Annotated in this window: 12 protein-coding genes; 2 read left to right on the top strand and 10 right to left on the bottom strand. The window is 50.9% G+C overall.

All coding sequences use genetic code 11. From position 1 onward, the window contains the following. The 8 genes from Enr17x_RS09695 to Enr17x_RS09660 form a co-directional block, all read right to left on the bottom strand. Window positions 1–2,781, bottom strand: a complete 2,781-nt coding sequence (locus Enr17x_RS09695) for a DUF1592 domain-containing protein (protein ID WP_198001072.1) — start codon at window positions 2,779–2,781, stop codon at window positions 1–3. Between the two features lie 162 nt (window positions 2,782–2,943). Next, complete coding sequence (locus Enr17x_RS09690) at window positions 2,944–4,062, bottom strand: SAM-dependent methyltransferase (RefSeq protein WP_232101002.1); 1,119 nt, start codon at window positions 4,060–4,062, stop codon at window positions 2,944–2,946. Continuing rightward, the gene (locus Enr17x_RS09685; protein ID WP_145308186.1) at window positions 4,059–4,853 is read right to left on the bottom strand and encodes a DUF1295 domain-containing protein; all 795 of its coding nucleotides are present in this window, start codon (window positions 4,851–4,853) and stop codon (window positions 4,059–4,061) included. Before Enr17x_RS09685 ends, Enr17x_RS09690 begins: the two co-directional genes overlap by 4 nt. Continuing rightward, a complete protein-coding gene (locus Enr17x_RS09680; protein ID WP_232101001.1) occupies window positions 4,850–6,163 on the bottom strand; it encodes an SAM-dependent methyltransferase in 1,314 nt (437 codons plus the stop codon). The genes Enr17x_RS09685 and Enr17x_RS09680 overlap by 4 nt, the downstream gene beginning before the upstream one ends. After that, complete coding sequence (locus Enr17x_RS09675; protein ID WP_145308184.1) at window positions 6,160–6,942, bottom strand: DUF1365 domain-containing protein; 783 nt, start codon at window positions 6,940–6,942, stop codon at window positions 6,160–6,162. The genes Enr17x_RS09680 and Enr17x_RS09675 overlap by 4 nt, the downstream gene beginning before the upstream one ends. Then, entirely contained in the window at window positions 6,858–8,192 is a 1,335-nt protein-coding gene (locus tag Enr17x_RS09670) for an NAD(P)/FAD-dependent oxidoreductase (RefSeq protein WP_145308182.1), read from the bottom strand. The genes Enr17x_RS09675 and Enr17x_RS09670 overlap by 85 nt, the downstream gene beginning before the upstream one ends. Beyond that, window positions 8,189–8,599 carry a thiol-disulfide oxidoreductase DCC family protein gene (locus tag Enr17x_RS09665; RefSeq protein ID WP_145308180.1) on the bottom strand — a complete coding sequence of 137 codons (411 nt, stop codon included), beginning with the start codon at window positions 8,597–8,599 and terminating at the stop codon, window positions 8,189–8,191. The genes Enr17x_RS09670 and Enr17x_RS09665 overlap by 4 nt, the downstream gene beginning before the upstream one ends. Before the next feature lie 41 nt (window positions 8,600–8,640). After that, window positions 8,641–9,588 carry a sigma-70 family RNA polymerase sigma factor gene (locus tag Enr17x_RS09660; RefSeq protein ID WP_145308178.1) on the bottom strand — a complete coding sequence of 316 codons (948 nt, stop codon included), beginning with the start codon at window positions 9,586–9,588 and terminating at the stop codon, window positions 8,641–8,643. Between the two features lie 247 nt (window positions 9,589–9,835). Between Enr17x_RS09660 and Enr17x_RS09655 the strand changes: the two genes are divergently transcribed. Continuing rightward, the gene (locus Enr17x_RS09655) at window positions 9,836–10,717 is read left to right on the top strand and encodes a MerR family transcriptional regulator (protein WP_145308176.1); all 882 of its coding nucleotides are present in this window, start codon (window positions 9,836–9,838) and stop codon (window positions 10,715–10,717) included. A 4-nt stretch (window positions 10,718–10,721) separates the two neighbouring features. Here Enr17x_RS09655 and Enr17x_RS09650 read toward each other — a convergent pair whose 3' ends face one another. Beyond that, window positions 10,722–12,533: an arylsulfatase gene (locus Enr17x_RS09650; RefSeq protein WP_145308174.1), complete on the bottom strand. Its 1,812-nt coding sequence runs from the start codon at window positions 12,531–12,533 to the stop codon at window positions 10,722–10,724. A 165-nt stretch (window positions 12,534–12,698) separates the two neighbouring features. Here Enr17x_RS09650 and Enr17x_RS09645 point away from each other — a divergent pair, with 165 nt between their 5' ends. Continuing rightward, window positions 12,699–13,151, top strand: a complete 453-nt coding sequence (locus Enr17x_RS09645; protein WP_145308172.1) for a VOC family protein — start codon at window positions 12,699–12,701, stop codon at window positions 13,149–13,151. 17 nt (window positions 13,152–13,168) lie between these two features. Here Enr17x_RS09645 and Enr17x_RS09640 read toward each other — a convergent pair whose 3' ends face one another. Continuing rightward, window positions 13,169–13,534, bottom strand: coding sequence for a cupin domain-containing protein (locus tag Enr17x_RS09640; RefSeq protein WP_145308170.1), 366 nt, complete (start codon window positions 13,532–13,534; stop codon window positions 13,169–13,171). Window positions 13,535–13,614: the final 80 nt, after the last annotated feature.

The raw sequence follows: 13,614 nt of genomic DNA, 5'->3' as shown, positions 1-13,614 counted from the left end.
TCACTTCTCCGATGAATTAGGTTCTGTTTTTGTCATCAACACCAGATCACTCAGTACGATCGCGGTCATCAAACTGGAATAGGTTCCCCCATTTTTCTGAAAGGTTTGATGAATCTGATCCAGGGTCCGCGCATCTTCAGCAACCAGGGGACGACTTAATGCGAATTGGGTGACTTTCCAGGTAATCGATTTCTGAACCCGCGGACTCTCTGCCAGCAGATTCATCAACGCAGCACTTGTCTGATAAGCAACCGGTTTTGCCGCCCCGGGAAACAATATTTCTCCATCCTCACGCATTTGATTGCCATGTTCATCCCGTTCATGAAAGGCTCCCAGGCCGTCATACTTCTCCAGACCAAATGCCAACGGTTCAAACCGTATGTGACAGCCGCTGCAGGAAACATTTGCCAGCCTCTGTTCCGCAATCCGCCGTTGGGACAACCCCGGCTTCGAAGGCACGGGCGTGATATCGAGACCGGGCGGCGGATCCTTCACGACACCGCGCAGGACTCCCTGCATGACAAACAAGCCTCGGGTAACCATCGACGCTTCGTCTCCCCCTACCGTCAGCACGCTTCCCTGTGTGAGCAGGCCTCCCCGCGCCGGAATAGACGACAAATCATAGCGTTTGAGTCCGGGACCTTGCGGTTTGAGACCATAGTGGGCTGCGAGATCAGGCGTGGCATAAGTCAGTTGCGCGTTTAACAGATCCGCCAGTGGACGACTCTGCTCCCAAACGATTTCTTTGAAAAAGGCCTGTGTTTCGTCGCGCATGTCGGCTGCAAGTGCATCGTTCCAGTTCGGAAACTTCTTCCGATCGGGGCGAAGATTGCCCAACCGATCCAGATTCAACCATTCCGAGAGAAACTGCAGAGAACGATTCACGGCCCGCGGGTCTTGTAACATCCGGCGTGCCTGTTTTTCGATCAGGCCGCGGTCGTGCAGTTCGCCCGCATCGGCCGCCCGCATCAGTTCCCGGTCCGGTGGTCCGCCCCAGATGATATAGCTCATCCGAGATGCGAGCTCGTACTCATCCACGGGCCAGGCACTGCCATCGCCGCGCTGATTTTCGACCCGGTAAATGAACCGGGGCGACTGCAACATCGCTTCGATCAAAAGACGAACGGCTTCCTGATAATTACCGCCCGCACTGGCCACAGTCGTCGGGATGCCGCTATAAGTCGTCACCTCACGATCATCGAGCGGGCCGCGCAAAATCCATTTCCCCATGTCGGCGATAAATTTTCGCATGGTATCATCGGTGGAAAGTTTCCGGCTTTTCGAAAAGCGCGACGCAAACTTCATCACATCCATCCGATCCACAATAATCTCGGCGAGACGCGCATAAATCTCCACATGTTTGAGATCCACATTCAGATTATAAGCCGTATTACTAAAGCCATCCGCCCGCAAATCAGGAGGTAATAGCTCGCGGGCTTCCTGTGCAATATCAACGCCGACAGCACTGCGCACGGTTTCGATATATTCGGGAACCGTCAGTCGCTGTAACCAGACCGCTCCCGCACGGCCCTCATACACATAAACAGCCGGATCGATCAATTCGACCGACCAGACCGCCCCCTTGTCGATCCACTGCTTAAATACATTTTTTTCATGATTCGTCAGTGGCTCTCCTTCCGGAGGCATCGCCCCGGATTTGATCTGTTCCCACAGCAGACTCTCTCCTGCGTTCCCGGGGACAATTGCTTTGCCGCTTTCTCCCCCCGCAAAGGCGGCCGCTTTGCGTGATAAATCAAGCTGACCTTTATTCGCCGCCGAATCGTGACAATCCAGACAGTTCCTTGCGAGTACCGGAGCGACCTGCGTTTCAAACTCATGCCGTGCCTGTGCCGCGGCGAGCGCTGCTTTGGTTTGTGCACTGTCCGCCTTTGATGTCGCTCCCGCCCGGAAATTCTGTTTGACTTCACCGTCGGTTAAGGCACGACTGAAAAGCGCCACCAGATGCAATTCACCCAACCAGGGACGATCTCCCGTCTTTTCATTTGCCAGGATCAGACCAAAATCTTTATCCCAGTTTCTGAGTTTGCCAAAGACCTTCTGCTTAGCTTGCGGCTGCCCATTAATATAAATCCGGGCAGTTCCCGCTGCATCACGGGTATAAACGACATGCGTCAACACGGTTTTCACAAATTTGTCTGGTGTTGCGGTGGAAGGATTTCCATTCACACTGGTCGAAGTCGTGCGTAATCGCACGTTATACTGTTTCCCTTCCTGTCCCAGTGTCAGATTTCTTTTACTGGGATTTCCGGAAAGAGATATGATCCGAGCTGGACCTTTCTGCCGATCGTTCGCAGGCTTGATCCAGGCTTCAACGGTCAAACCATTCGCCCGTTTGATCGAGTTAATAATTTTCCTGGCTGGTCCCATCGAACTGATTTTTGTGGACTTCCGAACGACCAGTGCTCCATTCTTCCAATGCACGGCGGCTGGCTTCTCAATTTTCAAATCGAGCGGCTGCCCGACACTAGAACGATCGCGGACCACGTCTCCCTTTCCAGCATCAAATGTGTACAAGACCTGTAGATCACGGGAAACGCGGGGAGTCGCAGCGTCAAGCGAACCAGGGGAAACACATAAGAACAGCAGAAAGACAAGAATGGGATTCCGGCTGATATAACGTCTCAGTGTCGTTGTCATCACATGGTCCTTGTCGTCTGTTTGTTGCCAACTTGTTTCGATCAATGATCCAAGTACAAAGTTGGCACAACGCCGCTTTTCATCCTGCATCATTGAAAAATACAGGAACATCAGCTTTACCATGTCACTGTGATTTTCCGTGCTGCTTTCGCTTTCGCAACACGACAAAGAATGAGGAAGAACTCCCCACAGGAATTGACTTTGCTTAAACTCAAACCGAATCACAGAACGTGATCAATCGTAAACCGGTTCCAGGCACATGTCAATCCTCGACCAGGGACAGACTCAAACCGCGGAATACTTGTCACGCGGTGTTTGCAACGATTTTGCGTTGCCGGCTGAGCTTTGAGCAGAAACCGGCTCCAGCAGGTAATGGGAGACATACCATTCCGAGCCATTCCGATACCCAAACAGTTCAGCAACTGCCAGAAAAAACAGCCGCCAGCGGATCAGCCAGCGCTTTGCCTGCTGCTCGCCGTAAGTCTGGGCGAGAATCGGTAGAATCTGGTCTCGTCTCTGATCAAGGTTCGCCAGCCAGGCTTCGGAAGTACGCTGGTAATGCCGACCATCCCAACGCCACTGTTCCGTTACCTGCATGTGCTCGTTGAACTGTGCCAGATAATCGTCGCCGGGCATAATGCCGCCGGTGAAGAAGTGGCGGGCCATCCAGTCATCGGCACTTTGATCACTGAATTCATAGACAAACTGACGATGACAGAAAATGTGGACGAATAATTTCCCATCATCGGTCAGCCAGTTGGCAATGCGGTTGAGCAGACGTTGATAGTTCCGCATATGCTCAAACATTTCGACCGACATCACACGATCAAATTTCTGTGATGTCGCAAAGTCGTTCATATCAGCGGTCATCACGGTGAGCCGGTCTGCAACTCCCCGCTCAATTGCCTGTTGCTCGATCGCTGCGCGTTGTGATTGAGAATTCGAAACCGCTGTCACACGACAATGGGGATAATTCTCCACAATCCAGAGCGACAACGATCCCCAGCCACAGCCCAGTTCCAGCACCTGCATTCCGTCTTCGAGCTGCGCATGCAGGCAAGTCTCGCGCAGGGCCGCTGTTTCTGCTTCGTCAAGCGTGGAGACACCTTCTGGCCAGTAACAAGAACTATATTTACGACGGTTCCCTAATACCAACTGGTAGAACTCGGCAGGCACTTCATAATGCTGTTCGTTCGCCTTTTCCGGGACCAGGGCAATCGGGCTCTGTTTCGCCGCTTCGATAAAAGTCTGTATGTTCTCTCTGTTAGCCTGATCGCTGCCGGCATCCAGTGTCGCCAGCCGTTTACTGCACAGATTACGAATCGCCCGCCTCGTGAGCCAATCGGGGATCCAACCTCGCTCAACCAATTCAATCGCGGCATTCATCATCAAATCTGATTTCATACTGTCACCTGTTTCGTTTCAGGAGGCCAGGGAAAAAATGCATTCGTGGTTCGCTGATACTCTCGATAGGCATCACCACGACTTTTCAAAGCCTGTTCTTCTGTGGGAGGAATCCCGGTCACATTCAGAATAAAATGCAACATCAGCAATGGCCCCAAAATTGTAAGCCAGCCCCACGGTGCAGCCATCGCCAGACCAACATAAGCCCACCAGTGCAACCACTCAAAAAAATAATTCGGATGCCGAGAGTAGTACCACAGCCCCTCGCGGCAAACCTGCCCTTTGCTCTCTATTTGGGCTCGAAACCGGGCGAGTTGCCAGTCGGCAATCAGTTCCCCCACGATCGCTGTCAACCAGATCCCAATCCCCAGAAAATCAAACACTCCCAGTGGAGCAGTCCCCTGTGCGGCGATCAGTATCGGCAACGCAAACAGCAAACTGCCGATGGCCTGTAATTGATAAAACCAGAATAGTTTCGACTGTGCGGCGGTGCCCCATTTCTCTTTCAAGGTCTGATAGCGACCGTCTTCCGGCATGGTCCACACGCGCCATAAAATATACCCGCTCAGCCGTAGTGCCCAGACCATCGCCAGCACCGCCAGCATAATCCGTCGTACCAGATCCCCCTCATGACTGCCCCAGACAAAAAACAGAGTCAGTAATCCCACGCCCATGCCCCAGGCGACATCGACAATGCCGGCATCTCCGGTCTTTCGCTGCAACAGCCAGAGCAGAGCCATCACTAGCGCAATGAAAATCCAACCAAGGCCCACCATAAACCAGGGATTCACGCCAGGACTCCCTGTTCTTGAGAAACAAATCGCTCAACCGTCTGCCGCTGGACCGGATCGAAGCGACACCCCGCTTTCGCAAACAACATCTGAACCGTATTGCATTGACGTTCCTCAAACGCTGCTTCACAGTAGCTGAAATAATAGTTCCACATGCGAATGAACGATTCGGAATAGCCCAGTTCGCGCACCCGATCCAGTTGATTTTGAAACTGCTCCTGCCAGCAACGTAATGTCTGTGCATAATGCGGTGCGATGTCATCCAGCTGCAGCAGCCGCATGTCGGTCGCGCGAGTCGTCGATTGCAGAATGGCCGCTACGGACGGCAGACAACCGCCGGGAAAAATATAGCGGCGAATGAAATCCACACTGCGTAGGTACTCTTCGAACCGCTGATCTTTGATCACAATACTCTGCAAAAACATCATCCCATCGTCGCGCAATAACTGACTGCACTTTTCGAAATACGTTTCAAAATACTCGGAACCAACGGCTTCAATCATTTCGATCGAAACCAGCTTGTCATACTCGCCTTCCAGATCGCGATAGTCCGAAAGCAGAACCGTAACCTGATCGGAAAGCCCGGCAGCATGCACTCGTTCCATAGCCAGATGATATTGCTCTTGCGAAATCGTTGTTGTCGTGACCCGGCAGCCATAAAGCTCTGCCGCATAAATTGCCAGGCCACCCCACCCCGTACCGATTTCGAGTAAATGGTCTTCTGGCTGAAGGTTCAAACTGCGGCAGGCCCGATCCAGCTTGGCCAGCGATGCATCCTGCATAGTCGCGGATTCCTCTTCAAACACGCCGCTGGAATAACACATCGTCTCATCAAGGAATAACTGATAGAAATCGTTCCCCAAATCATAATGCGCATGAATATTCCGGGCGGCCCCCATACGCGTATTACGTCGTAACCAGTGACCGGCTCTGGCTGCCTTCTGACGAAACCAGGCAAAGCCACGCTCAAATTGATCGGCGACTTCCAGATTCCGAATAAAAACCCTGACCAGCGAGGTCAAATCATCAGCGGCCCAGTCTCCGTCGATCAATGACTGCGCGATTCCCAGGCCGCCTCCCAGCACCGCACGACGATAAAACCGCGGGTGCTGTACGATCACCTCAACACTTAATTCAGCCTCTGCTTCACCAAAACAGAATCGCTCAGGCCCGTCATGCAAGATCAGCTGCCCCCGTATGAGTCGTTGCAATCGCTTAAACAGCAACTTGCGGCAGACGGAGTCAATCAGGCCGGGATACAATTTTTGCTCTCTGTTCTTCGAATCGCTCTGTTTCTGAAGTGCCATCATGGTGTCCTCGAACTTGTATTTTCCTCAGAAGATTCAATCAGGCCGGGATGTGGATAAAAGGGAACTCGTTTGATCCACAATCGCAGTGCCTGCCAGTAAATCGCAGCAAAAACGTACCAAGTCATCAGCGGATAACGCATCAGCGATCGCATCAGACTGGCGGTTGAAATCTCGCGTCGTTTCAGTTGCATGGTCACACTCAGAACTTTTTCTGACTGTCGTTGATTCTCAATATTGATGGTCAACGCCTGACCGGGTTCAGAAAACCGCCAGAAATATTCCATCTCCATCGGCATGAAAGGCGAAACGTGAAACTCCTTTTCCGTCGAAGATTTTTCTCCCTCTCCTTTGAACTGATCTCTTCCAATCACATAACAGTGTTGCTCACCCCAGGGCGTGTTATTGACTTCAGCCACGATCGTTTCGACACGCTCATTGGTTTGATCGAAACAAAAATAAAATGAAACCGGATTCATCATGAAGCCGAAATACCGTAAATGAGTCAGCAACCGAATTGCCCCGTTTGGGCGGGGAAAACCCTGTTCTTCGACCAGGTCTCTCACTGATTCCGCTAACGTTTTCTGGGGATCTCCCAGATGATCTCGACGTCGAAATTGGGCCAGCGCAATCCGGCGAGTAGACCAGCACCAGCGTCTCGCAAACAGGCGCTCCAGCTCGTCCAGATCCAGATACATCAGGAAGATTCGGTTGAGGAAGCGATGCTCAACGGGTGTGAATCGTCTGTGTCTGACCCAACCTTCGTAGATCCCACTTTCCATGTTTGATTCGTTCCCCCTAATTCTTTACAAACAGCCAACGCACTACTCACGCCATCTTCATGAAAGCCATTTCCCCAATACGCACCGCAAAATGAAGTCCGCCGTTGATTGATCACTTCTGAGTGTCGCCTTTGTGCGGCGGCACGACTGGTCATAAAAATCGGATGTGCATAATTGATGCTGCGAATCACTTTGTCGGGATCAACACGATCCTCACCATTCAGTGTCACGCAAAAAGTATTTTTTGATCGCAGACTCTGCAGATGATTCATGTTGTACGTGACGGTTGCCTTTTGATTAGTACCACGGGGCATGAAATAATTCCAACAGGCCCAGGCACGTCTGCTTTGCGGAAGCACCGTGGTATCCGTATGTAACTGGGCCACATTCGATTCATAAGGAAATTTCGCAAGTAATTCGCGCTCGACCGCATTTGCTTCCGTCCCGAGAATTTGGAGTGCCTGATCGCTGTGGCAGGCAAAAATCACATGATCAAATCGCTCTGTCACACCATTAACAGGCGTGACCTCAACATAATCGGTATGTCGTATGACTGAGGTAATCGGGGTTTCGACCCGAATTGACTCACTGAAGCCGGCAGTGATCGCTTTGACGTAGGTATTCGAACCACCACAAATCACTCTCCACTCAGGCCGGTCCCGAATCGCCAGAATGCCATGATTCTGATAAAACTCAACAATGAAGCGAATCGGAAATTGCTCAAACGTTCCCAGCGGGCAAGACCAGATCGCCGATCCCATCGGCAAGAAATACTGGTCTATGAAGGACTGCGAGTAATGATATCGCGCCAGATAGTCACCCACCGTCTGTTTTTCATCGTTTGACTGTAAGATCTCCAGCGACTCGCGGTTGAACCGCAGAATATCTCGCAGCAGCCGATAGAATCGGGGGCTGATCAGATTGCGTCGCTGGGCGAAGAATCCATTTAGATCAGCACCGCGATATTCCAGGCCCGTCCGATCACACTTCATACTGAAGCTCATCGCAGTCGGCTGTGATGCCACGCCGAGTTCATTCAGAATCCGCGTGAAATTCGGATATGTATGGTAATTAAAGACAATAAATCCGGTATCGACGGCATGTTGTTCACCGGCCAGATCAACATCAATCGTATTTGTATGCCCGCCAATATACTCATTGGCTTCGAATAATGTGATCTCGTGTTGCTGATGCAGACAGTAAGCGGCAGTCAAACCCGAGATACCGCCCCCGATGATGGCTATTTTCATGACCGCGCCTCTTTAATTTGATCAGGAATCTCACAAGCAGCAGTGTTCTGACAACGGCCGGTCAGTTTCAGTCTGTTTTTCGCGAAGACGTGATAAGCCAGATCCAGAAAATGGGATACACCAGGCAACCGCGTCGGCACAACCAGCCAGCCGAAACCAATGGCGGAATATAACCGGCGAAAGACTTCAACGCCAGTCACCCAGGTTCCATCTGGCAGACGTGCATGGATTCCCTCCATCAGTTGATTCATGGTTTTGCCGTAGATCTCGATATCGAATTCTGGTTCCGCAATATCAGTGAATAAAATTCGATGCCGACGATCCAGACGACGAATCATGTTGATTTCCTTCCGGCACAAAGGGCAGGCACCATCGAAAAACACTTCCAGCTCAGTCTGTTGATTCATCAAAGATTTCGTCTCCCTTGATCACCGTTTCTGAGTGGAATTCAACCAACCAGTTCATGGATCTGATCCAGTCTTGTTTCCTCAGACATCGCTCGTAACTTTGCCACGGCCCGCTGTTCTAACTGCCGAACGCGTTCCTTAGAAACTCCCAACTGATCGGCCAGCTTCTGAAATGTCTGCACTTTGGAGCTCCTTCCCAGTGCATAACGGGCGCGGACAATCAGTTGCTCGCGCTGATCCAGATTTTCGATCTTCTGGTCGAGTAACTCAGACAATTCCAACCAGGTCTGCTCATCCATCTCAGGCCGCTTTTCCTCGCTGACTTCTTCTAATGGCTGCTCTTGCTTGGCCTGCAGGTATCGTGAGCGTTCTTTTCTCTGATCGGCAATTTTGCGATAGGCATAGTTTGTAATCGCGCGATACGCATAGGTACTGAATCGAAAGCCTCTGTCATAATCGAATTTGTCAACCGCTTTCATCAAGGTCCAGATACCATCGCTCAGCAGATCATCAAAAGTGACATGAGGTGTGACGCACTTTTTGATGATCGAAACAACCAGTCGCATATTGCTGCGAAAGATCTGATTCCGAGCTCGCAATGCTTCGTCTAAAAACAACTCAATCGTATCCAGTTCCTGATCGCTGCACGTCTCCGGATTTAATTGAGACCGTAGGACATTTGCTTTGTACTTGAGAAAATTCATGCGACGGAACAGCGCTTGTTCCTCATCAGCGGCCAGCACATCCCCTTCACACAGCCGTGCCAGATGAGCTGGCAACTGACGTGGATTCTTCAACGATGGGGAGTTGTTGTTACCCTCCCAGGATGCAGCATTGCATTCACTGAAAATCTCAAATTCACCCTCAACGTCCAATGTCTTGAATGCAGGGTTCGAAATGAAATCGATCTCAGTTTGTAATAACCGCTCGGCTCGACGTCTGGTCGCTTTTTCTTGCCGTGCCTCAAGCAAAGATGAACATGCTATCATTACTCATCACCCATAAAACAGAAAATGATTTGAAACGCACTGTCTTATTTATACCACTCCTCCACTATCGAGACAACCCTAAAATCGTTCAAAACGTTCATTTTAAAATAACTAGTTATATCTTAAGACAGCAGAGTGACTTATAAAACAAGAACTTGTCATATCCTATTTATGAAGCTAGAATCTTAGTATGTAAAAGTGAACCTATTGCCATTTAACGACCAAATCGTTCAGAAAAGAACATATCATGAACGAGTTTCTAACCCCCAAACAAGTTGCCCGAGCGATCCAAGCGAGTGAGTCCTCCGTTAAACGCTGGTGCGATAAAGGGATTATCCCCACGCAATACACGGCCGGGGGACATCGACGCATCGCGCTCTCTGAGCTCATTGAGTTCCTCAGATCAAGTAAATATGAACTCGTACGCCCTGAAGTCCTGGGGCTCCCGGCGACAACCGGCCAGACGATTCGCGTTATCGACCGGGCGGCTAACCAGATCACGGAAGCCCTCCTGCTGGGTGATGAAGAACAATGCCGTCAAATTGTATTGGACCTGTATCTGGCCGAGCACAGCATCAGTTCAATTTGCGACCTGGTCTTTGCGAAGGCGTTTGCCACGATTGGCAATCGGTGGCAGTGTGGCGATGCCGAGGTTTACCAGGAACGCCGCGGGTGCGAACTGGCCTTGCGCGTCCTGCATGAATTACGCACCCTGATCCCCTCTCCTCCTGCTGAGGCACCACTGGCAATCGGTGGAGCTGCTGAAGGAGATCAATACACTATGGCTACAACGATGGTCGAACTGGTGCTGCGTGATATCAAATGGAACGCCGTCTCACTGGGGGCGAACCTGCCTTTCACAACATTGGCCGCGGCGATTAAACAACACCGCCCCAAATTATTCTGGCTCAGCGTCAGTTATGTCCCCGATGAAACAGAATTCATTCGAGCTTATTCTGAACTCTATGACGAATTCGGATTGGACGTCGCCTTCGTTGTCGGCGGACGCGCGCTGCACGAATCGATTCGGCAAGAGATCCAGTATGCTGCCTTCTGCGATAACATCCGGCATCTGGAAGCATTCGCACAAACACTACTGAGTGCCACAGGAAAACAATCGGCGACTTAGTTGATCACTTCCGCTTCACATAGACATAATACGCGCCGCAGATCTCCTGACCTTGTTCATTTAGCATATTGGTCTTCAATTTCACTGGACCACTTTCTAATGGAACATTGGCAAATGTTATCGCCTGGCCACTCGCACCCGGATGGCCGACTGCTTCAAATGTACCGATCTGAATTTTGGCTTTCGCAATCGGCAGTGCAACGCCTTTTCTGAACTGCCCATCGGTGACTTTGAGTGCCGGCGTCCCTTCATTCAACTTCAAGCCACTTTCGCGCGGCCAACGACGCAGTTCCAGTTCATACGTCCCCGGCTGATCCACATTCAGATACCAGGTTCCGTTCTTCCTTACACCGCGGCGGACCTGTCCCTGCTGATCGACAAAAACATCCAGCCATTCACAGGCAGTCAACATCGCCGGGTTTTCCGATGCATGACCAATCACCACCCGTTGCGGAACAGAGGCAGCCTCTTTCACTCCGTCCCACCACTGATTCAAATGACTCTGCATTTTTTTGACGATATCGGGATGTGCTTCCGCCACGTTTTTCTGCTGCAAAGGATCCTGCTTGAGATTATACAGTTCCCGATTTTCGAGCCAGCGCCAATGCTTCCAGAGTACCGCGGCCCCCTCTTTCCGTGGGACTGACAGATACATGTTCTTTTTGTTACCAGGAATCGGCATGCGACTGTAATTCACCACCAGCATCCGCTCAGGCAGTGCTTCCACCTGACCACGAATTCGGGGCACCAGACTAATGCCGTCCAGATCGAGATTTGACTGCGGTAAACGACAGAGTTCTGTCAGTGTCGGCAATAAATCCTGCACGTGGGTTAAATCATCGAGATCACGGGCTGGGCCAAGTTTTCCTTCTGGCCAGCGAATAAAACAGGGCACGCGATGTCCGCCTTCCCAGAGCGTGACCTTCCTGCCCCGCATTCCCGCATTGAAATAATCGGGGCCCATCGTACTTCCGTTATCAGTCAGGAATATGACGATCGTATTTTGTTCCAGCCCCGACTCTTTGAGGAACTGGTCGAGCTTGCCGATGTTTTCATCAATGTTAGCACACATCGCCAGATAACTGATCAGCGATTTGCGACGAGCCGGCTTCAAGTGCTGCACCACGTTCTCATTTTTTCGCATCGCCTCTTCTATGGGTCCACGATACTGATTCGGCACAAAGTGCGGGCCATGCGGTGCGTTCAAAGGGAGATAGGCAAAGAAAGGCTTTCCCTGTTTCTGTGACTGAATCCACTTTTTGGTTTCGCGAAAAAAGACATCGGTGCAATAGCCCTGACATTTTTCCCGCTGTCCGTTGTGCGTGTAGGTATCCTCGAAATAATCGTTGTTCCAAAAATCGGGAACCGCATTGATGTGCGAAGAAGGAAACCAGAGCGTCTCTTCGAAACCACGGTCTTCGGGCCGAAATGGATAATTATCGCCCAGATGCCATTTCCCGAAAATCCCGGTGCGATAGCCGCCCGACTGAAACAGATCTGCCATCGTCTTTAATTCAGGCCTTAGCAAGGTTCGACCACTGCTGACGTTCATCGCGCCATTGCGAAACGAATCCAGGCCCGTCATCAATTGTCCCCGCGTCGGCGTACACATGGGCGCGACATGAAAGTCGGTCAGTCGAATGCTTTGCGCTGCCAGTTGATCCAGGTTCGGCGTTTTCAGAATCGGATTACCGTGCCGAGACAATTCGCCGTAACCCTGGTCATCACTCATGATTAAGATCACGTTAGGCTGTTCGACGGCATAAACCAGATTGATCCATGAAAACAGAATAAAAGCACTGAGCGCGAATCTCATCAGACGATTCCTTCTGAATGTGTAGTCCAGACTTAGTTGCCTGGCTGTGAGAATATTTTTTTTAGATGTCGTTCAAATCTGAGATAACCCATTGTACAATTGCTAACCACTGGCCTCAATCACCATATTCTTAAGGATGGTCTCTTACAACGAAAGAACTCCCCCATGTCCCTACACCATATTCCGAAAGGTTATCACACGGTCACTCCTTATTTGCTGGTCGAAGGAGCCGCTGAAATGATTGAATTTCTGAAGACCGTATTTGATGCGACACCTGAAATCATCTCATATCATGGAGATATCATCGGCCATGCCTGCTTGAAAATCGGAGATTCGATGATCGAACTGGCGGATGCCTGTGAAGAATGGGGCAAGACGACCTCTTTCATTCACCTTTACGTCTCCGACGTAGATGCGACTTATCAGAAAGCAATTGCAGCAGGGGGAGTCAGCGTCACCGAGCCAGCTGATCAGTTTTATGGAGAAGGCAGCTGTTCCGTCAAAGATCCCTTCGGGATTCAATGGCTCATCGCAGCACAGATCGAAGAACTCTCAAATAAAGAACTGCTGCGTCGGGCTGAAGAATTCAAGCAACAACAAAAACAACAGCAGCAATAAGCGTTTTCCCAGCCTGATTACGATTCCGCATCAGTCGTCGGAATGTATTTGTTATACAGTTCCGCGTAGTCTTCACGGACGGGGCTGAATACATCCAGGACCACGGCCGGTCCGTCGACGGCGATCGCCTGATGGGGTGTGTTGGGAGGAATAATAAACATCGCGCCCGCTTCTACTACTCGCACCTCATCCCCCATGGTCAGTTCCAGCTTGCCTTTGAGCAGCATGCCCCCCTGCTCGTGCGGATGATAGTGCATGGGAACGATGGCTCCTTCGTCCATTTCCAGATAAGATAACATCAGATTCTCGCCGTAAGGCGTGCGCATTTTACAGCCAGGTAGAACTTCCAATGGTTCGACCGCATGAATATCGATGAATGGCATAACCAGCGTCCCTTTCGCATGACGGATTGTATCTATCACTGAACTGAGAGCCTGAGGTTCTCAGACCGAACCTCAAACTC

The organism is Gimesia fumaroli (genome assembly GCF_007754425.1).
Lineage (GTDB): Bacteria > Planctomycetota > Planctomycetia > Planctomycetales > Planctomycetaceae > Gimesia > Gimesia fumaroli.
The sequence above is the reverse complement of the archived record's forward strand: the minus strand, read 5'-3'. Positions and strand labels throughout refer to the sequence as shown.